Here is an 18,725-nt window from a genome sequence, read left to right on the forward strand (position 1 = left end):
CACATTCATAGAAACTGTCAACGATTCACACATTTCTTGTTCAACGAATGCGATAGATCACGCGTTGCCAATCCCCTGCTTTATTAATTTTTGGGACAAACAAACCTGACAACAAGCGTCCCACGTCACCTGCCCGTCAGGGACCGCGTCGTCTGACTCATTTGTCCCGTGCCGGGAATGCGATGTGTGTGACAAGGGGACTGTCCCTTTGTCACATCATGCGAACTGGCTCAGATAGAGGTCGGCGTAGGCGCCCTCGGCAGCCAGCAACTCCTTATGCGTGCCCTGCTCGATAATGTTGCCGTGATCCATGACCAAGATCAGGTCGGCGTCCACGATCGTCGACAGGCGATGCGCGATCACAAAACTCGTGCGCCCGCGCATAAGCGCATCCATAGCACGGCCGATGGCGAGCTCGGTGCGCGTATCCACGCTCGACGTCGCCTCGTCCAGGATGAGAATCGCCGGGTTGTTGAGCAGCACGCGTGCGATGGTCAGCAGTTGACGCTGCCCTTGGCTAATGCTCTCGGCATCGTTGGCCACCCGCGTGTCATAACCCTGCGGCATGGTGCGCACAAAGAAGTCGACCTGCGCGGCGCGCGCAGCCGCCACGATCTCGTCGCGCGTCGCCTCGGGACAGCCGTAGGCGATGTTTTCGGCAATCGTGCCGTCAAACAGCCAGGCGTCCTGCAGCACCATGCCAAACTGCTGGCGCAGCTCACCGCGGTCCATACAGCTCGTGTCCACGCCGTCGAGCGTAATGCGCCCGCCATCGATCTCGTAAAAACGCATGAGCAGGTTGATGAGCGTGGTCTTGCCCGCGCCCGTGGTTCCCACCACGGCGATCTTCTGGCCCGGCTCGGCGGTAAACGACACGTCGCGCATAAGCGGCTTGTCGGGCGAATAACCAAAACGCACGTGCTCAAAGGAGACGCGGCCCTCAATGCGACCCGGCAGCCTGGCAGCCTCACCCGGCAGCGGATCGGCTTCCATCTCGGGCTCATCGAGCAGGTCGAACACGCGCTCCGCACTCGCCAGCGCGCTCTGCAGCGAGTTGAAAGTGAACGACAGCTGCGTCATGGGTTCGGACGCCCCGTAGATAAACTGGAAGAACGCCTGGAACACGCCGACGGTCATGTGGCCGGCGACCAGCATGCTGCAGCCCACCAGCGCGATCACGATCTGCGCCAAACGGCCGATAAAGCGAACCGCAGGGCCGACGGCATTGATCATAAAGTCGGCCTTGGTACTCACGCGCGCTAGCTCCCTCGAGGCCTCGTGCACCTCGGCAGAGCTCTGATGCTCGCGGTTGAATGCGCGAATCACCAAACGGCCTGAATAGCCTTCCTCGACCGCGCTCGTGATTTTGGACACCCACTCCTGACGCTCGCCCGTCACATCATGCGTACGACGCGAAACCACCTTGGTTACCAGCAGCGATACCGCCGTAAAGCCCAAAAAGACCAACGTGAGCTTGACGCTATAGACAAACATCATGATGATGGCACCCGTCACGGTACCGATCGATACCAGCAGCTGCAGCAATCCGCGCTGCATACTCTCGGACATCTTGTCCAAGTCGTTGGTCGCGCGGCTGACCACTTCGCCGGGGCGATGCGCGTCAAAGTAGGCGAGCGGCAGGCGGCTGAGCTTCTGCGCGATGCGGTTGCGCAGACGCAGGTTGAGTCGCTCGGCGACGCTCGACATCAAAAAACTCTGCAGCGCATAGAACGATCCGGCGGCCGTCCAGATCAAAAAGTAGACAAAGATGGTCTTACCGCACTGGTCCCAGGTGATGCTGAAGGTCGTTCCGCTGGCAAACGCCACCTGTATATGGCCCCACAGCTCGTCGATAACATGAGCGCTATATGCCGGCGCGGCGGTGTTAAAGATGACGTAGAACACAATGCTCGCGAATACAATATAGAAGCGCCAATGGTCGCCGGCGGCCTCGCTCCACAAGCGGCGCACCGTCGCCCAGGTATCCCGGGGCGTCTCGTCCTCTTCTTCGTCGTCCACGTCGCGCATACGCTCTGCCTCGGCACGGGCGCGCTCGTCCTCGGCACGCTCGTTTTCCTCGTACAGCGCCTGGCGACGAGCCTCGCGCTCGGCCGCGGCCCTGGCGGCGGCATCCAGCTCGGTCGACGCGGCAGACTGCTCGACCGCTTCCTCGGCCGCGTCCACAACGACGGCATCGATAGCGTCGCTGCGCTTCTTGAGCTCCTCGGTCATGCTACTCACCTCCCTTCATCTGCGATTCCGCGATGGCGCGGTACACCTCGCAGGTTTCCATAAGTTCCTCGTGCGCGCCCAGGCCCACAACCTCGCCATCCTTGAGCACGACAATCTGGTCGGCATGCAAAATCGTCGAGATGCGCTGCGCGATGATGAGCACCGCGGCGTCGCGCGTCTCGTCCTGCAGCGCATGGCGCAAGGCCGCATCGGTCTTAAAGTCCAGGGCCGAAAAACTGTCATCGAAGATATACAGATCGGCATGCTTCATGAGCGCACGGGCGATTGCCAGACGCTGACGCTGGCCGCCCGAAAAGTTCGTACCGCCCTGGGCAACCGGAGTATCGAGCCCCCGCGGCTGATCGAGCACAAAGGTGCTCTGGGCAACCTGCAGCGCATGAAGCATGTCCGCCTCGGTCGCGTCCTCGTTGCCAAAGCGCAGATTGCTTGCCACGGTGCCCGAGAACAGCCACGCCTTCTGCGGCACATAGGCGATGCGCCCGCGAATCTCATCTTGCGAAAGGTCGCGCAAATCGATGCCGTCCAAGCGAATGACGCCCTTGGTGGCATCGTGGAAGCGCAGCAGAAGCTTTGCCACCGTCGACTTGCCCGAGCCCGTCGAGCCCACAATCGCGGTCGTCTGACCGCGACGACAGGCAAAGCTCAGGTCGCACAGGGTGTCCTCGTCGGCATCGTCAAAGCGAAACGACATGTGGTCGAACACGGCAACAGCATCCGCATCGTCCTCGGAGGCGGGCGCCCCGTCACCCAGTGTACGCTCGCCGTCCACGATGCTCGGCTCAATCTCCAACACCTGCTGCGCACGGTTCAGGCACGCAGCAGCACGCGGAAGCGTCAGCACCACCATCTGGGCCATCATCACAAAGAACAGGATCAGAATTGCATACTCCAGCACCGCCGAGATACTCGCAATCTGCATGGCATGGGCGCCCACCCGGCTACCGCCCACCCACAGCACCGCCACCTCGGCGATGTTGATCAAAAAGAAGGTGGAGCTGTCAAGGCCCACAAACAGGTGGTTGACCTTGATGGCGTTGGCCGCGTAATCGCTGAACACCTCGTCCAGGCGCTGTTCCTCACGACGCTCCTTGTTAAACGCACGGATGACGCGCACGCCCACGATGTTCTCGCGCAGCACCACGTTCATGCGGTCGATAAAACCCTGTAATCGCATAAAAATCGGCGCCGCATTGGCGACCGTAAAGACCGCCGCAACCAGCACGATCGCAACCACGACGCCCAGAAGCACGCCCATGGCCGGATCGATGAGCCAAGCGAAGATGATGCCCGCCACCGCCAGGAACGGAACCGGCAGCACCAGCTGAATCGTCTGAAGGACAGCCTGTTGAATCACGTTGATGTCGTTAAGTGAGCGCGTGATCATCGATCCGGTGCCAAAGCGCTCAAAATCGCTGGCGGACAGCTCGAGTGATTTGTCGTAGACGGCATTGCGGATGTCGCAGGCCACGTTAGCCGCCAGACGCGCCGAAAGATAGCAGCCCAGCACCGTGCCGCCGCTAGCCATGCTCGTCGCGATAAACATGTATAGGCCGTTGCGTAAGATGTAGTCGACATCGCCCGTGGTAATGCCGGTGTTGACCATGTTCGCCAGCATCGTGGGAACCAACAGCGTACCGACGTTATCCACCAGCAGCGCCAGCAGCGTCACTGCGACAAGCCCTCGATAGGGCTTCAAAAACCTCATTAACAGTCGCACGACTCACCCTCACCTTGATTCTCGGCAGCGATATGCTGCTTAAAGACATCGCACTCATCGCCGAGCGCATGGGAAAATTTTTCGATTAGGCGCATGATTTCGCGCTGTTCCCAGAGCTCGAGCACTTCGAAAGCCTGTTGCTCGGCTTCTTGCGCCGGCAGCGCATATTGCTCGGCAAACCGCATGCCCGCTTCGGTCAAACGCACAACCTTGTTCTTACGGCTGCCTTCGGCAAACTCCAACGTTGCGAAGCCCCGCGCCGTCAAGGTTTTAATTGCCGAGTTGATGGTCTGCTTGCTGTAGAACCATTCGCTTGTCAGACGGCTTACGGCAATACTGCCGCCTGCCGTGCTGGTATCGACGAGCATCCAGTAAGCGCAGTCCGAAAGGCCGCAGGCGCGCGAGAACTCCGAATAGATATGGTCGAGTCCATTGAGCAACCGGTCGAAGTCGACCGGCGTAACCGCACTATTCATCTATCCCACCATTCGATTGTCCGATTTTTGACCAATTTTGTATCTCTAGATTAGTCCGAGTTTTGACTATCGTCAACAGGTTCTCCGCACATGCTTGCACTTTTATGGCCTATCGGCAGAAAAAGACCGCCGGCGCGGGGGCGGCGCCAGCGGTCACGTGAAAATCGGGTTTTATTGCCTGTTAAGCGGTGACAGCCTCGTAGACCGTAGCGCCCGAGAAGCTATCGTGCAGGCTTTTGCCGCAGATCCAAGGCAGCTCGACGACCTCGCAAACCGTGTTGACCAGCTCGGAGCAGTCAGTAAAGTGGCCCTTATCGTTGAGGGCCTCGCAATCCTGAACACGCCAATAGCCATCGGTGTGCGTGATGTAGTACTCGTGATCGTCAATCGTCACAAAAGCGCGCGTCTTGGAACGCAGCAGCTTCAGAAATCCTTCGAAATCGGTCTCGACGACATCTCCAGCCTGGAACATGATAGTTACCTCCTGGCCCGGCGCCACCACGGCGCGTTGATAAACGTTGGTACTCCTTTAGTAAAACCTTTATCAGAGGTTATGCGTTCGTCATTTAGGCAAGTGGTAAAAACCGCAGGGCAGACGGGATAAAACGTTTAACCATCCCATTGGCTTGTCACATTTTGAAGGTACTTTTATGCAAACCTACTTACCCAATTGGAATCTATCCTGTTGCCGGGCACTTGACCGTCTATCGTTTGAGCCCGACGGGTATGAACGGGGCATCTGCAACGCCACCGCAAGGAGACACCATGGAGACTATCGAAGCACTCATTCACCGCCGCAGCTGCCGCAAATACAGCGATCGTCCCGTCGAGGCCGAAAAGCTTGCACGTATTATCGAAGCCGGCCAATATGCACCGAGCGGCATGGGCCGCCAGCCGGTGACGTTTGTCGCCGTCACCGACCCCGCGACCGTCGAGCGTCTCTCACAGCTCAACGCCCAGATCATGGGCAGCAACAGCGACCCCTTCTATGGCGCCAAGACCGTTGTGGTGGTGCTGGTTGACCGCAGCGTGCCCACACATCTGGAAGACGGCTCACTCGCCATGGGCAACTTGCTCAACGCCGCCTATGCACTGGGTGTCGATTCGTGCTGGATTCACCGCGCGCATGAGGTCTTTGACTCGCCCGAGGGCCTGGAGCTGCTGGCCAGCTGGGGCCTGCCCGCCGACGGCAGCCTGCGCGGTGTCGGTAACTGCATTCTGGGCTATGCCGAGGACACGCTATCCGAGGCAAAGCCGCGCCGCGACAACGTGGTGTACGTTAGGTAATTAGTTCCGCCGTTCTACCGAACGGCGGACCTGCTGACGCTGCGCGGGCCGCATTCACGCCAATTTGACGTTCAATTTCGAGGATGCGAAGAAGGTCAGCGCCCTCTCATTTCGCGTCACCTTGGCGCAAATGCGGCCCGCTCGCTGTTGGCGACTGACATCGAATGAGCTGCTGCTGGCATTCGACACTTGGGCAGCTAAAAGGCCCCGTCCCAAATTTGCTACCCCACTAGCAACTTATCTTGCCGATGGATTTGTCGTCGTTTCATTCGTTCGAGTCGCTTTGGCGCCATCGCCCTGTTCGCCTTCATCCTTTTGCGCGTCGGCGATGGTGGAGGCCGCCGCAACGATACCGCGCTGGGGCGCGACGCCCGTCTGGTCTTGTGCACCCTCAACAAGCTCCGTGCCAACATGTGCAAGTTCGGGCGATTTGAACATCGCGTCCAGGCTCGCACCGCCGCCGGCGTAGCCAAGCGCCGCGAGCGCGATGACAATCACTGCAACGACGACCGCAATCGGAACATAACGATGCCAACCAGCCGGATTGAGCCCGCTGCGGCGAGCCGCCCCGCGGCTAATGTAGCCAAGTGTGCCATCGTGCCTGAGCTTTGAGCCCACCACGCGCCTTCGTCCCCACAACGAGGACTCGGCCTGCATGGCCAAGCGGGCGCTTGCCGAAGGATAGCCATATTTAGTGCGCTTGAACGAGCCATCAAACCCCGAGGCGCTTTTGCCCCACGTCCGCGAAGTCGTACGTCGGCTGACCGGCGCCGCAGTTCGTTTCGCTTGGTTCGTTTTTGAAGTCTCCGCCATACTCCCCCGCACGCCGTAACACAGTCGAAACAATACTGCTTTGGACTGTATCACACGCGCCGCGCGCGGTCACGGCACCTTGCTCAGTGGTCGTTGTCCTTCAGCAGACGCCATAAGGTCGTGCGACTTATACCGAGTACCTCTGCCGCACGCGTCCGGTTGTCGTGAAGGTGCTGCAGGACCAACCGAGCGATATCGCGCTCGGTATCGGCCAGAGGGCGTAGGATATACAAATCGCTTTCGAGCGTTGGGGCACCAAAGGTCGCGGTCTTGATAACGTCCTCCTGGGCGAGCACCTCCTCCGCCACGGCACGCTCCACCGTACCCGCCCCTACTAATATATAGAGTCGTTCAGAGACTTCGCGCAGCTGCAAGTAATTTCGCGGCCAGCGGTACGCATCGAGCGTCTTTGCCGCGGCGGCGGACAGCCATGGGACACCCGTCTCAAACATATCTGCCAGATACTCCAGATAGCGCGCAACCTTTTCCGACGCGCCGCCCTGCTCGGCAATCGCCGGCGCCACACTCACTGCACAGGCCAGACGCTCGGTTACAAAAGCAGCCTGATCGCTTTCGCCGCCGCCTGGCATGTCGTTTGCCGTCAACACCACATGGCAACGAGTTGCGAGCGCCGTGTCGATCATTGCGGACACGAGCTCGCGCAGGCGTTGGGGGCCAACAGCATGCCAGCCGCCCATGCAAAGTGTCAGCCCCGTTTGGAATAGCGGCGATTCAGAACTTTTGAGCAGATGGCGCCAACCGCGATCCGTAAGCTCATCGAGCGCAACGGACACAAAGGGCTGGTCGGCATAGGGTCCATCCAGGTACAGGCGTTTTGCAATCTGATCCTGTCCCGCGCCCAGCTCGCCCTCGAGCATAAGGGGCACTCCGCGCGCATGGCTCTCCCGTACGGGGGCAGCGACCGCTGCCGCGTCTTCGACGATGCCGTACGCGCTCGATTCGTAGCGGGCCTCAACTTCGTCGGCGTTGAGCCACTCGATGCCCGCATGCGCCACGGCGGCGCGCACCTCGCGGACCACGATGACCCAAAGGCCCCCGCCCTCTTTGTCGGTGGGGCGAACGGTCAGGCTCAGGCGCGTACCCGCACGCCCCATAACCAGACGCGCGCCGTCTCCTATGCGGTCGAGGCGCTCAGCGACAAAAGCCGCCACATCCCGCTCAAGCGCCGCGTCATTCATGGTCGAGATCGCGACGTCCCCACGCGCATCGATTGCCAATGCCGAGGCCCCGGCAGCAGCTAGGGCATCGGTCAAGATGTTCAGCTTGGCATCGCTATCCATGATTTGCCCCTGTCCGCTGCGACGTACAACCGCCGACGGTCGCACGACCGAGTGTTTCAAAATTGAACGATATTGCTCACCAAACACTATAGGGCAGAAAGCGCCGTCCTGCGAGTATAGGTGTTGCCCCGCATCGCCATCCTGGCGGGGCGATAAGAGCTCTTCGGGATCTATTAACCTGCGGACAAGCCATACCCGCAAGAGCTCCTATCGCTCCACCGCGAGGATGCGGCCACCAGCAACCAGCACGTAAATGGGCTACTTCTCTACCAGATTCCCAGCACGTGCTGCATTCCCAAACCCATGCACGCAATGCCAATCCAGCAGCAAAAGCCCAATGCGATGGGCTTGCCGCCTTTTTTGACCAGCTCGACGATATCGGTATTAAAGCCAATAGCCGCCATGGCCATCACGATAAAGAACTTCGACAGCTCCTTGATGGGCGCCGTAACGGACGCGGGAAGCTGAAACACTGTGGTGACCACACTCGCCAGCACAAAGAACAGCACAAACATGGGAAACGCGCGCTTAAGGGAGAACGTGCTTTTGGCGTCGCCGCCGGCCTTGCGCGCCAGATGCATCTGCCAGCATGCGAGGACCAACGTGATGGGAATAATAGCCAGCGTCCTGGTGAGCTTGACTACCGTAGCGCTCTCGAGCACATTGGCGCCGGGATGCATACTGTCCCAGGCGCTCGCCGCAGCCGTTACAGACGAGGTGTCGTTGATAGCGGTACCGGCAAACAGGCCAAAGCCCTCGTTGGTCAGCCCAAGCATGCCTCCAAGCGTTGGAAACACGAGCGCCGCGATAACGTTAAACAGGAAGATGACCGAAATAGCCTGGGCAATCTCGCGATCGTCGGCATCGATGACGGGCGCGGTCGCGGCGATGGCGGAACCGCCGCAAATCGACGAACCCACACCCACAAGCGTCGCGATCTTGCCCGGCACGTTCATAACGCGGCAGAGCACAAAGGCGATGATGAGCGAGGTCAAGATAGTAGCCACGATAATCGGCAACGACTGGGCGCCTTTGGACAGAATCTGCGAGAGGTTCATGCCAAAGCCAAGCAGGATAACCGCGTACTGCAAGACTTTTTTAGACGTATAGGCGACGCCGGCGGCGAGCTGTTCGCGACGATTCTTGGGAAAGACAAGCGCCAGAACCATGCCAAAGAGGATGGCAAATACCGGCCCACCGACCACCTCAATCTGTTTGCCGAGCAACGACGCAGGGATGGCGATGATCAGGCAGAACAAGACACCCTTCCAGCGCTCGCGTACGATATTTACCAGTTGCATATGGGATTCCTTCTTTCTATTTCACATTTGCGACGGCTTATGATACGGCAACATCGAGCACAACCATGCGCAAAAACAGACTAAGATGCCGCAAAAGTTCTCGGGCAACAACCGAATTACCCAGCGCGGAGAGCTGATTCGCGGCATAATTAACAACTGACATATGAGTGTGATAGAACAGTTGCGAGGCGCTATGGAAGAATCGATGCACGTCGGCGAGCAGGAAACGAGCCTACAGGACCAGTCCTACCACACCATTCGACGCAAAATAGTCTACCTGGACTACAAGCCGGGCGAAAAGTTGGGCGTCAAGCAGCTTTGCGACGACCTAGATATGGGGCGCACCCCTGTGCGCGAGGCACTGGTGCGTCTGGCGCAAGAGGGCCTAGTGCGCACCGTGCCCCAAAGCGGCACCTATGTCTCGCCCATCAACCTCACCCTTGCCGAGAGTGCCTGCTACATTCGCGAGCACCTGGAAAAGCAGGTGATTGTGGAGTGCTGCGCCCGTGCCACCTCGGTAGGCATCGAGCAGCTCGACCGAGCCATCGCGCTGCAGGAAAAAGCCATGGCCGAAGAGGACCGCATCGGCTTCTTTTTAAGCGACAACCTCATGCACCGCATGATCTTTAGCATTGCGTGCCGCAGCACCGTGTGGTCGTGGCTCGAGGCGACCAATGCCGACCTGGAGCGCTTCCGCTGGCTGCGCGCCGCGACGCAGGCGCTCGACAATCAGGAGATTGTTAACGAGCACAAGCAAATCCGCCGCGCCATCGCCGGTCGCGATCCTATCGAGGCAAGCTTTTTGGTCAGCAAGCACCTGCATATGATGTTCCGCAACCAGACCGAGGTCCTGGACCAATATCCCGAGTACTTCGAGACCAGCAAGCTCCGCTAACCTGCCAAAAAGGGACAGGTTTATTTTGGCAGGTTTTACTTGGGCAAATGCAACAAGGCCCAGCTCCGCTGCAACGAAGCCGGGCCTTAGTTGTTAGGATGACGGAACTCGATTACTCTACTGTGACACTCTTGGCCAGGTTGCGGGGCTGGTCAACGTCGCAACCGCGCAGGATGGCAACCTCGCGGGCGAGCAGCTGCAGCGGAACGCTCGCCGTGATGGGGCTGAATACGTCGCGGACGGCCGGCACGCGAATGATGCAGTCGGCGATCTTGTTGATTTCCTCGTCGCCCTCGGTAGCAACGACGATGACCTTGGCGCCACGCGCCTTGCACTCCATGAGGTTCGACACCGTCTTGTCGTATGTTGCGCTCTTGGTTGCAACCGCGATAACGGGGAAACCCGGGTCGATCAGCGCGATAGGGCCGTGCTTCATCTCGCCGGCAGCATATGCCTCGGCATGCAGGTAGCTGACCTCCTTGAGCTTGAGCGCGCCCTCGTAGGAAATGGCGGCTCCCATGCCGCGACCCACGAACAGTGCAGACTGCGCGTCCTTGCAGACAAGCGCGGCCTCGTGCACGGCCTCGGTCTGCGTATCCAGGATCCACTGGATCTGCTCGGCCGTATCGGAAAGCTCGCGGAACAGCATGCGCGCCTGCTTGGTGGTCAGACGGTACTTAACCTGCGCCAGCAGCAGGGCCAAAAGCGTAAGGCTCACGACCTGACCGATGAAGCTCTTGGTCGAGGCAACTGCAATCTCCTTGTTGGCCTTGGTGTAGATAACGCCGTCGCTCTCGCGCGCCACCGGGCTGCCCAGCACGTTGGTGATGCCAAAGACCTTGGCGCCCTTGATGCGCGCATCGCGAATGGCGGCAAGGGTGTCGGCCGTCTCGCCCGACTGGGACACGGCCACGACAAGCGTCGTCGGCGTGATGATGGGGTTGCGATAGCGGAACTCGCTTGCCGCCTCGACCTCGGTAGGAATACGAGCCCAACCCTCAATAAGGTTCTTGGCGATAAGTCCGGCATGGTAGCTGGTGCCGCAGGCAATCACATACACGCGGTCGATATCGTTGAGCTCCTCGAGCGAAAGGCCCAGCTCGTCGATATCGAGCTCACCGGCGGGGGTCATGCGGCCCACCAGGGTATCACGCACGACGCGAGGCTGCTCATGGATCTCCTTAAGCATAAAGTCGGGATAACCGCCCTTTTCGGCCATATCCAGGTCCCAGTCGATATGGGTAAGCTTGGGCTCAATCACGTTGCCAGCCTCGTCGGTATACTCGACGCCTGCGGGCGTAAGCTTGGCAAACTGACCGTCTTCGAGCACCACGACATCGCGGGTGGCATCGATAAGCGCGATCACGTCGGAGGCAACGTAGGAGCCGGTTTCGCCGACGCCGACCACAATCGGGGAGTCCTTGCGGGCCACGGCGATCACGCCAGGCTCATCGACAGAAACGGCGGCCAAACCATAGGCGCCCACCACGTGAGTGCAGGCCTCGTGCACAGAAGCCATCAGGTCGTGTGTCTCGGCATAGGCTTCTTCGATCAAGTGCGCAAAGACCTCGGTGTCGGTCTCGCTCTTAAAGTGATGGCCGCGGCCCTCCAGCTCCTCACGCAGCTCGGCAAAGTTCTCGATGATGCCGTTGTGGACGATGGCGATGCGATCGTCGCAGCTGGTGTGGGGATGGGCGTTGACAACGGAGGGCTTGCCGTGGGTAGCCCAGCGGGTGTGGCCGATGCCGCAGGTGGCGTCGCTGTCGACATTGGTAAGTTCGCTCTCCAGGCCCGCGACCTTGCCCACGCGGCGAATGACGTCGAGGTGAGCCGCCGTGCCCTCGCCCACCTCGAGTGCGACGCCCGAGGAGTCATAGCCGCGATATTCCATACGCTTAAGGCCCGTGACAAGGATGTTCTTTGCAATATCAGAGCCGGTGTAGCCGACAATTCCGCACATAGGATAAATCCCTTCGCTCGCGTGACTGCAAAACGTCCACGCACAAGGGGCGCTGAGACGTATAACGTTCGAGTATTGTACTCACGCAAGCGCAAGCTGATATACCAGAAGTGGTATCTCAACTTAGATACCACCCGATGCACACACGTCCAGCCGGTCCAAACCACCACAAAGGTGCCTGCCCCCTTCGTGGTGGTCGCGCTGGCAATAGCGTTTGCCCAGATAAAACCTGCCAAAATAAACCTGTCCCTAATTGGCAGGTTTTGACACCCTAGGGACGGGCGATGCTACAATCTGGCTTGTACTTGAAACGCATCAAAGGGACCGCTATGGCAAAGGTAAAAATCAGCGACGTCGCGCGCGAGGCAGGGGTCTCGCTGGGCACGGTATCCAACGCGCTCAACCATCCCGAAAAGCTGCGCCCCGAGACCCTCAAACTCATCAACGAGACCATCAATCGCCTTGGCTACCTACCCAACCAAAGCGCCCGTCAGCTCGCAGGAGGCACCACCAAGTCCTTTGGCCTGGTCCTCCCCCGTCTCGACCACGGCTTCTCGCTCCAAATTGCCAGCGGCGCCCATAACGAGGCCCGCAAGCACGGTTACGACCTGCTTATCGCCAACGCCGATAACGACGACATCCTCGAAGACCACTACCTGCGCTATTTTATGGGCACGCAGATGTCCGGCGTCATGGTTCAGCCCATGGCATCCCCCGACTGGCACCCCGCCATGACCAAGATGCCCGTGCCGATTGTCCATCTGGACATCCACTGTTCCGAGCCCGGTTACTACGTGGCCGCCGACAACGAGGCGCAGGGGCGCATTATCGCCGAGCTCGCCATTGCCCGCGGCGCACGCCATATCACCGTTGTGGGCAGAGCGGCATTTATGCAGCTCACCCTGCGCGTGCTTGGCATTCACAAGGCCCTCGCCCTGTATCCCGATATCAAAATTGAGGTCATTAACGCCGGAGAATGGAATACCGCTGCCGACGGTTACGGCATCGGCGCCCAGATTGCCGAGCGCTCTGCTGACGAGCGTCCGGATTTTGTCATCGGCCTAACCGACGTATTGGCCTCGGGTGTTATCTCGGCGTTGATCGACAAAGGCATCTCCGTCCCCAAGCAAGTTCGCGTGGCCGGCTGCGACGGCAACCCGCTTGCATGGAGCGGGTCGGTCCCTCTCACCACCGTAGCACCGCCGGGTTACGAAATTGGCCGCAAGGGCGTGCAGCTGCTCGTGGAGCAAATCGAGAACAAGGCGCCGACAAAAACCAAACGCGTCCGTATCGGCTCCGCCGCACGCACCGTCACCGAGGTCACAGCCGCCGAGGACATCAACCGTCAGGAACTCGTGCGGCCGTTCCTCTTAGAGCGCGCCAGTACCCAGGCGAGCAGCCAAGCCGAAGCCACCGCCATCAACCTGGGCGCGTATCTATAGCACGTCGACCAGTATGCCAAAACGCAGCTTAAGCAAAAGAGGCCCGGCCATTGCCGGACCCCTTATGCTTAAGCGTAAATGTGGGCAATTGCCCGTTTCAACGCCGCAGCTGTCTAGCGCACGGCCTTGACCGCCGCCGTAAGGTCGAACAGCGTATCGAGCACGGCCTCGCAGCCGTCCACCACATTCTGCGGCAGCGGCACAATGTCGGGGACGGCAAAGACATGGCAGCCGGCCGTAATACCCGAGACGCAGCCGTTGCGTGAATCCTCGACCACAGCGCATTCCTCGGGAGCAAAGCCCGCGCGCTCGCAGGCAAGCAGATACATCTCGGGGTCGGGCTTGCCGTGCACGACGTCCTCGCCGCAGGTCACCGTCTCAAACTTGTCAAAAAGGCCGACCATCTTAAGGTTGCGCTCGGCCGTAGCGAGGCGCGACGACGTCGCTAGACCCACGTGATAGCCCGCAGCCAGCAGCTCGTCGAGGCACTCGGCGGCACCGGCCTTAAGCTCCAAATCGGTCTTGACCATCTCGTCGCGAATCTCCTTGTGGCGAACATAGATCGCCTCGGTGGTTTCATGGCTGCCGTAATGCTTATCAAGGATGTCCATGACATCGGGCAGAGTGCGGCCGATAAACTGATGGATCAGCGCATCATCAATCGCGACCCCCAGCTCGGCAGCGCCCGCCTTCCATGCCTTGATGCCCAAACGCTCGGTATCGACCAGCGTTCCGTCCATGTCAAAAATTACAGTCTTGATCATATCGGTCCCCTCACCGGATTGCATTACGGCCACTCTAGCGCACTTTACAAACTTGTATATAACGTATATAGCATATTGCACTATCGTTACATAGCCAGAAGTCATATGCCGAGCAGTCTGATAGGATTATAGTTTTCGACCGAGTACTCAATGGTAAGGATTGTTTTATGCTTTCAGACACTACCGCACCTGCAAAGGAGCTTCAGGACAAACTCGCGGCGCTCGAACAGCTGCTTTTGGCATACGGACGCGTCGCCATCGGCTTTTCCGGTGGCGTCGACGGCAGCTTTTTGGCCGCGGTCTGCGCCCGCATCATGCCTGCCAGCACGCTTCTCGTTCACCTCACCACGCCGCTCATCGGCACGCCCGAACAGACCTCGTTTGAGCGATCCGTTGACAGGCAAACCAATGAGGGACCGCATTTTAAGCTCCCCGTGCTCAATCTTTCGGTCGATCAGCTGCAGCTCCCCCAAGTAGCCTGCAACGACGCCAACCGTTGCTACCACTGCAAGCACGCCGGCTTTACCGCCATCGTCAACCACGCTAAGTCGCTCGGCTTTCCCACCGTCATCGATGGCAGCAATGCAAGCGATCGCGGTGACTACCGTCCCGGCATGCGCGCTGCCAAAGAGCTCGGCGTACGCTCCCCTCTTATGGAGGTCGGCTTTACCAAGGACGAAGAGCGCGAGCTGCTGCGCGCATGGGGCTATCCCGTTTGGAACCTGCCGGCGGGAGCCTGTCTTGCCACGCGCGTCCCCACAGGCGAGGAGCTTACGCATGAGAAGGTCGATTTAATCCGCGCCTGCGAGGACTACCTGCACGATCTTGGTCTGTCGCAGGTTCGCGCGCGCTTGGTCGGCGGCTGCATGCGTATTGAAGCCGCTCACGCAGATGTCGCCAAGATTGCCGCTCTCGGCGGTGCTACCGTCAATGCCGAGGGCAAGACCCCGCTGCCCGCCGCCATCGAGTCCGCACTGCGCGAGCTGGGCTGCAGCCACATCTCCCCCGAAGTCACCTCCTACATCCACGGCAATATGAACCAGTAACCTGCCAAAAAGGGACAGGTTTATTTTGGCAGGTTTTATCTGGGGAAACGCGAAGAGTGCCACGCCAAATCACCGTTACGGACAGGGAGGCATTCATGCAGCTCGCCCTGCGCATACTTGGCATCCACAAGGCCCTCGCCCTGTATCCCGATATCAAAATTGAGATCATTGACGCCGGAGAGCGGAATGCCGCAGCCGACGGCCACGGCATCGGCGCCCAGATCGCCGAGCGCGCCGGCACCCAGGCAAGCGGCCACTCCGAAGCCACCGTCATCGATCTCGGCGCATACCTTTAGCGCACGGCCTTGACCGCCGCCGTCAGGTCGAACAGCGTATCGAGCACGGCCTCGCAGCCATCCACCACATTCTGCGGCAGCGGCACAATGTCGGGGACGGCAAAGACATGGCAGCCGGCCGTAATACCCGAGACGCAGCCGTTGCGCGAATCCTCGACCACAGCGCATTCCTCGGGGGCAAAGCCCGCGCGCTCGCAGGCAAGCAGATACATCTCGGGGTCGGGCTTGCCGTGCACGACGTCCTCGCCGCAGGTCACCGTCTCAAACTTGTCAAAGAGGCCGACCGTCTTAAGATTGCGCTCGGCCGCGACGCGGCGTGACGACGTCGCAAGGCCCACGTGATAGCCCGCAGCCAGCAGCTCGTCGAGGCACTCGGCGGCGCCGGCCTTAAGCTCCAGGTCGGTCTTGGCCATCTCGCTGTGTAGCTCAATGTTGCGGGCAAAAATCGCGTCGGCGGTTTCGCCCTTGCCGTAATGCGCCTCAAGGATGTCCTTAACATCGGCATTCGAACGGCCGATAAACTGATGGATTAACGCATCATCAATCGCGATCCCCAGCTCGGCCGCGCCCACCTTCCATGCCCTCATGTCCAAACGCTCGGTATCGATCAGCGTTCCATCCATGTCAAAAATAACAGCCTTGATCATATCGACCCCTTCATCGGCTTGCGTTACCGCAAATCTGCTGCGCGTTATAAGCTTGTATATAACGTATATATCATATTGTACTTTTATTACATAGACAGAAGCTTTATGACGCAGCCTGCCAAAAAGGGACAGGTTTATTTTGGCAGGTTTTATCTGGGGAAACGCAAACAGGGCCGCGACACCTCTATGGCGTCGCGGCCCTTTTCCTTGGAGAAGGATCGATTGGTTGAACGGGATGACCGTTCTAGTCTTCGAGTCCGCTATTGATGAGCTCCGCAATCTCAATGGGATCGCTGCTCGCGCGCACCTTGTCACGGAAGCCGGCGTCCATCAGCATCACGGCAGCCTTGGAGAGCAAGCGCAGGTGCGTGGTTCCAGCCTCGCCGGCAGGCACGTACAGTGCGAGCGCAACATCGACGGGCACCCCATCGAAGCTCGGCCATTCAACGGGCTCGGCCAGTTTAAGCACGGCAACGCCCGGCGTGTGAATCGCGTCGCTTTTGGCATGCGGAACGGCAAAACCGGCGACAAGGCCGGTCTCGGCCTCGTTCTCGCGAGCAATAAAGGCAGCCTCTACGGCAGATGCGTCATCGGCAAAACCGAGCTCGATGGCCTGCTCGGACAAATAATGCAGGGCGTCCTCGCGCGAGGCGGCAGTATACCCGATCGTCACTTGGTTGGCAGATACAAATCCCATGGAAACCTTCCTTACAACACAGACCTGACCGCAGCTTCGATACCGTCGGCGTCCAAACCGAACTCGTGCAGCAAATCGACCGCAGGGCCAGACTCGCCGTACACATCACGCACGCCGACGCGTCGCATCGGCACCGGATGCTGTTCCGCGAGCACCGAGGCCACGGCCTCGCCAAGACCGCCGATAATCGAGTGCTCCTCGGCAGTGACCACGCGACCAGTCTTCTTGGCGCTGGCAACTACCAGGCGCTCATCAAGCGGCTTGATCGTGTGCATGTTGATAACCTCGGCATCGATACCATCGACAGCGAGGGCCTCGGCAGCTTCAAGCGCCTCGGCAACCATGAGGCCACAAGCGATGATGGTCACATCGGACCCCTCGCGCACGACCACGCCGCGACCAATCTTGAACTCATAGTCCTCGCGGTCGTTGATGACCGGTGTTGCCAGGCGGCCGAAACGCATGTAGACCGGCCCCTCAAACTCATAGGCGGCGCGCACGCAAGCGCGAGCCTCGATGTCATCGGCGGGAACGATCACCGTCATACCCGGGATCGTGCGCATGAGCGCGATGTCCTCGCAGCACTGATGCGTGGCGCCGTCTTCACCGACCGAGATGCCCGCATGCGTGGCGCCGATTTTGACGTTGAGGTGCGGATAGCCGATGGAATTACGCACTTGTTCGTACGCGCGGCCGGCGGCGAACATGGCAAAGGTGCTCGCAAAGGCGACGTGGCCCGTGGTCGCAATGCCGGCGGCGAGCCCCATCAAGTTGCTCTCGGCAATGCCGGCGTCGTAGAAGCGCTCAGGGTGCGCAGCCTTAAACTTGCCGGTCTGTGTGGCGGCAGCCAGGTCGGCATCGAGAACCACAAAGTCATCGTGCTCATTGCCCAGCTCGACAAGTGCCTCGCCATAGCTAACGCGCGTGGCGACTTTCTTGACGTCTGCCATTAGAGCTCCTCCCCTGCTGCTGCGAGTTCGGCCATGGCCTGCTCAAACTGTTCATCGTTGGGTGCCTTGCCGTGCCAGCCCACCTGGTTTTCCATAAAGGAAACGCCCTTGCCCTTCACCGTCTCGGCGATAATGGCCACAGGCGAGTCGCTCACTTTGCGGGCCTCGGCAAAGGCGGCGGCAATCTGCGCCATGTCGTTACCGTCGGCGAGCTCAATCACATGCCACTTAAAGGCACGGAACTTGTCGGCAAGCGGCATAGCCGAGTTAACTTCGTCGATACTGCCGTCAATTTGCAGGCCATTGTGATCGACGATAGCGACGAGGTTATCCAGGTCGTGGTTGCCGGCGAACATGGCCGCCTCCCATACCTGCCCCTCCTCGCACTCGCCGTCGCCCAACAGCGTGTAGACGCGATAGCTGTCACCCCAGTGCTTTGCGGCGAGCGCCATTCCAACCGCGGCGGAGATACCCTGACCGAGCGATCCGGTAGACATGTCGACGCCCGGCGTGTCGTTCATATTGGGATGGCCCTGCAGGCGGCTGCCGATATGACGGAGCGTCTCGAGCTCCTCCTTGGGAAAGAACCCGCGTTCGGCGAGCACGGCATAGAGTGCCGGAGCGCAATGGCCCTTGGAGAGCACAAAGCGGTCGCGGTCGGCGCGGCTCGGATTTGCCGGGTCGACATCCATTTCCTCAAAGTAGAGGTAGGTCATAATGTCGGCGGCGCCAAGCGACCCGCCCGGATGCCCCGACTTGGCGGCATGGACGCCCGCGACAATACCGCGGCGAACCTCATTGGCAATCTTGGCCAGTTCCTGATCGGTCATGGAGTTTCCTCTCTTGAGCACGCCGGCCCGGCATAACAAATGCTAGGCCG

General features: G+C 59.8%; 18 protein-coding genes. 5 read left to right on the forward strand and 13 right to left on the reverse strand.

Translation table 11 applies throughout. The features are described from left to right. Positions 1-216: 216 nt before the first annotated feature. From ACTQ40_RS06615 to ACTQ40_RS06630, 4 genes are all read right to left on the reverse strand, one after another. The gene (locus tag ACTQ40_RS06615) at positions 217-2,232 is read right to left on the reverse strand and encodes an ABC transporter ATP-binding protein (RefSeq protein WP_441563656.1); all 2,016 of its coding nucleotides are present in this window, start codon (positions 2,230-2,232) and stop codon (positions 217-219) included. A 1-nt stretch (position 2,233) separates the two neighbouring features. After that, positions 2,234-3,958, reverse strand: coding sequence for an ABC transporter ATP-binding protein (locus ACTQ40_RS06620; protein WP_441563673.1), 1,725 nt, complete (start codon positions 3,956-3,958; stop codon positions 2,234-2,236). Next, positions 3,958-4,446 carry a MarR family winged helix-turn-helix transcriptional regulator gene (locus ACTQ40_RS06625; RefSeq protein ID WP_441563657.1) on the reverse strand — a complete coding sequence of 163 codons (489 nt, stop codon included), beginning with the start codon at positions 4,444-4,446 and terminating at the stop codon, positions 3,958-3,960. Before ACTQ40_RS06625 ends, ACTQ40_RS06620 begins: the two co-directional genes overlap by 1 nt. A gap of 181 nt (positions 4,447-4,627) precedes the next feature. Next, entirely contained in the window at positions 4,628-4,918 is a 291-nt protein-coding gene (locus tag ACTQ40_RS06630) for a CDP-alcohol phosphatidyltransferase (protein WP_441555005.1), read from the reverse strand. 293 nt (positions 4,919-5,211) lie between these two features. On the opposite strand from ACTQ40_RS06630, the gene ACTQ40_RS06635 reads away from it, so the two are divergent. Further along, positions 5,212-5,733, forward strand: a complete 522-nt coding sequence (locus ACTQ40_RS06635; RefSeq protein WP_441555004.1) for a nitroreductase family protein — start codon at positions 5,212-5,214, stop codon at positions 5,731-5,733. A 237-nt stretch (positions 5,734-5,970) separates the two neighbouring features. On the opposite strand, the gene ACTQ40_RS06640 is transcribed toward ACTQ40_RS06635, so the two are convergent. The 3 genes from ACTQ40_RS06640 to ACTQ40_RS06650 form a co-directional block, all read right to left on the reverse strand. Next, positions 5,971-6,546, reverse strand: coding sequence for a hypothetical protein (locus ACTQ40_RS06640; RefSeq protein WP_441563658.1), 576 nt, complete (start codon positions 6,544-6,546; stop codon positions 5,971-5,973). Positions 6,547-6,629: 83 nt separating this feature from the next. Further along, complete coding sequence (locus tag ACTQ40_RS06645; protein WP_441563659.1) at positions 6,630-7,847, reverse strand: helix-turn-helix domain-containing protein; 1,218 nt, start codon at positions 7,845-7,847, stop codon at positions 6,630-6,632. Positions 7,848-8,113: 266 nt separating this feature from the next. Further along, positions 8,114-9,148: a YeiH family protein gene (locus tag ACTQ40_RS06650; protein WP_441563660.1), complete on the reverse strand. Its 1,035-nt coding sequence runs from the start codon at positions 9,146-9,148 to the stop codon at positions 8,114-8,116. 163 nt (positions 9,149-9,311) lie between these two features. On the opposite strand from ACTQ40_RS06650, the gene ACTQ40_RS06655 reads away from it, so the two are divergent. Then, the gene (locus ACTQ40_RS06655) at positions 9,312-10,043 is read left to right on the forward strand and encodes a GntR family transcriptional regulator (RefSeq protein WP_441563661.1); all 732 of its coding nucleotides are present in this window, start codon (positions 9,312-9,314) and stop codon (positions 10,041-10,043) included. Positions 10,044-10,155: 112 nt separating this feature from the next. Here the strand turns inward: ACTQ40_RS06655 and glmS are convergent, their stop codons facing one another. Then, the gene (glmS, locus tag ACTQ40_RS06660) at positions 10,156-12,003 is read right to left on the reverse strand and encodes a glutamine--fructose-6-phosphate transaminase (isomerizing) (protein ID WP_441563662.1); all 1,848 of its coding nucleotides are present in this window, start codon (positions 12,001-12,003) and stop codon (positions 10,156-10,158) included. A 329-nt stretch (positions 12,004-12,332) separates the two neighbouring features. Between glmS and ACTQ40_RS06665 the strand changes: the two genes are divergently transcribed. Next, entirely contained in the window at positions 12,333-13,445 is a 1,113-nt protein-coding gene (locus ACTQ40_RS06665; protein ID WP_441563663.1) for a LacI family DNA-binding transcriptional regulator, read from the forward strand. Between the two features lie 113 nt (positions 13,446-13,558). On the opposite strand, the gene ACTQ40_RS06670 is transcribed toward ACTQ40_RS06665, so the two are convergent. Further along, positions 13,559-14,209, reverse strand: coding sequence for an HAD family hydrolase (locus ACTQ40_RS06670; RefSeq protein WP_427794355.1), 651 nt, complete (start codon positions 14,207-14,209; stop codon positions 13,559-13,561). Positions 14,210-14,376: 167 nt separating this feature from the next. Between ACTQ40_RS06670 and ACTQ40_RS06675 the strand changes: the two genes are divergently transcribed. Next, a complete protein-coding gene (locus ACTQ40_RS06675) occupies positions 14,377-15,255 on the forward strand; it encodes a hypothetical protein (RefSeq protein WP_441563664.1) in 879 nt (292 codons plus the stop codon). A gap of 95 nt (positions 15,256-15,350) precedes the next feature. Beyond that, positions 15,351-15,551 (forward strand): hypothetical protein, encoded by a 201-nt coding sequence (locus ACTQ40_RS06680; RefSeq protein ID WP_441016603.1) that lies wholly within the window; start codon positions 15,351-15,353, stop codon positions 15,549-15,551. Here the strand turns inward: ACTQ40_RS06680 and ACTQ40_RS06685 are convergent. The 4 genes from ACTQ40_RS06685 to ACTQ40_RS06700 form a co-directional block, all read right to left on the reverse strand. After that, a complete protein-coding gene (locus ACTQ40_RS06685) occupies positions 15,548-16,198 on the reverse strand; it encodes an HAD family hydrolase (RefSeq protein ID WP_427795280.1) in 651 nt (216 codons plus the stop codon). The genes ACTQ40_RS06680 and ACTQ40_RS06685 overlap by 4 nt on opposite strands. A gap of 244 nt (positions 16,199-16,442) precedes the next feature. Continuing rightward, a complete protein-coding gene (locus tag ACTQ40_RS06690; protein ID WP_427795279.1) occupies positions 16,443-16,895 on the reverse strand; it encodes a PTS sugar transporter subunit IIA in 453 nt (150 codons plus the stop codon). Positions 16,896-16,906: 11 nt separating this feature from the next. After that, the gene (locus tag ACTQ40_RS06695; protein ID WP_427795278.1) at positions 16,907-17,845 is read right to left on the reverse strand and encodes a transketolase family protein; all 939 of its coding nucleotides are present in this window, start codon (positions 17,843-17,845) and stop codon (positions 16,907-16,909) included. Then, a complete protein-coding gene (locus ACTQ40_RS06700) occupies positions 17,845-18,675 on the reverse strand; it encodes a transketolase (RefSeq protein ID WP_441563665.1) in 831 nt (276 codons plus the stop codon). The genes ACTQ40_RS06695 and ACTQ40_RS06700 overlap by 1 nt, the downstream gene beginning before the upstream one ends. Positions 18,676-18,725: the final 50 nt, after the last annotated feature.

Origin of the sequence: Collinsella sp. Sow4_D11, assembly GCF_052116465.1 — a bacterium.
GTDB lineage: Bacteria > Actinomycetota > Coriobacteriia > Coriobacteriales > Coriobacteriaceae > Collinsella.

What these genes read in the sequence shown, in the direction of transcription:
- ACTQ40_RS06615 (WP_441563656.1), bottom strand. Translation starts at nt 2,232, where the DNA reads ATGACCGAGGAGCTCAAGAAGCGCAGCGACGCTATCGATGCCGTCGTT.
- ACTQ40_RS06620 (WP_441563673.1), bottom strand. Translation starts at nt 3,958, where the DNA reads ATGAGGTTTTTGAAGCCCTATCGAGGGCTTGTCGCAGTGACGCTGCTG.
- ACTQ40_RS06625 (WP_441563657.1), bottom strand. Translation starts at nt 4,446, where the DNA reads ATGAATAGTGCGGTTACGCCGGTCGACTTCGACCGGTTGCTCAATGGA.
- ACTQ40_RS06630 (WP_441555005.1), bottom strand. Translation starts at nt 4,918, where the DNA reads ATGTTCCAGGCTGGAGATGTCGTCGAGACCGATTTCGAAGGATTTCTG.
- ACTQ40_RS06635 (WP_441555004.1), top strand. Translation starts at nt 5,212, where the DNA reads ATGGAGACTATCGAAGCACTCATTCACCGCCGCAGCTGCCGCAAATAC.
- ACTQ40_RS06640 (WP_441563658.1), bottom strand. Translation starts at nt 6,546, where the DNA reads ATGGCGGAGACTTCAAAAACGAACCAAGCGAAACGAACTGCGGCGCCG.
- ACTQ40_RS06645 (WP_441563659.1), bottom strand. Translation starts at nt 7,847, where the DNA reads ATGGATAGCGATGCCAAGCTGAACATCTTGACCGATGCCCTAGCTGCT.
- ACTQ40_RS06650 (WP_441563660.1), bottom strand. Translation starts at nt 9,148, where the DNA reads ATGCAACTGGTAAATATCGTACGCGAGCGCTGGAAGGGTGTCTTGTTC.
- ACTQ40_RS06655 (WP_441563661.1), top strand. Translation starts at nt 9,312, where the DNA reads ATGAGTGTGATAGAACAGTTGCGAGGCGCTATGGAAGAATCGATGCAC.
- glmS (WP_441563662.1), bottom strand. Translation starts at nt 12,003, where the DNA reads ATGTGCGGAATTGTCGGCTACACCGGCTCTGATATTGCAAAGAACATC.
- ACTQ40_RS06665 (WP_441563663.1), top strand. Translation starts at nt 12,333, where the DNA reads ATGGCAAAGGTAAAAATCAGCGACGTCGCGCGCGAGGCAGGGGTCTCG.
- ACTQ40_RS06670 (WP_427794355.1), bottom strand. Translation starts at nt 14,209, where the DNA reads ATGATCAAGACTGTAATTTTTGACATGGACGGAACGCTGGTCGATACC.
- ACTQ40_RS06675 (WP_441563664.1), top strand. Translation starts at nt 14,377, where the DNA reads ATGCTTTCAGACACTACCGCACCTGCAAAGGAGCTTCAGGACAAACTC.
- ACTQ40_RS06680 (WP_441016603.1), top strand. Translation starts at nt 15,351, where the DNA reads ATGCAGCTCGCCCTGCGCATACTTGGCATCCACAAGGCCCTCGCCCTG.
- ACTQ40_RS06685 (WP_427795280.1), bottom strand. Translation starts at nt 16,198, where the DNA reads ATGATCAAGGCTGTTATTTTTGACATGGATGGAACGCTGATCGATACC.
- ACTQ40_RS06690 (WP_427795279.1), bottom strand. Translation starts at nt 16,895, where the DNA reads ATGGGATTTGTATCTGCCAACCAAGTGACGATCGGGTATACTGCCGCC.
- ACTQ40_RS06695 (WP_427795278.1), bottom strand. Translation starts at nt 17,845, where the DNA reads ATGGCAGACGTCAAGAAAGTCGCCACGCGCGTTAGCTATGGCGAGGCA.
- ACTQ40_RS06700 (WP_441563665.1), bottom strand. Translation starts at nt 18,675, where the DNA reads ATGACCGATCAGGAACTGGCCAAGATTGCCAATGAGGTTCGCCGCGGT.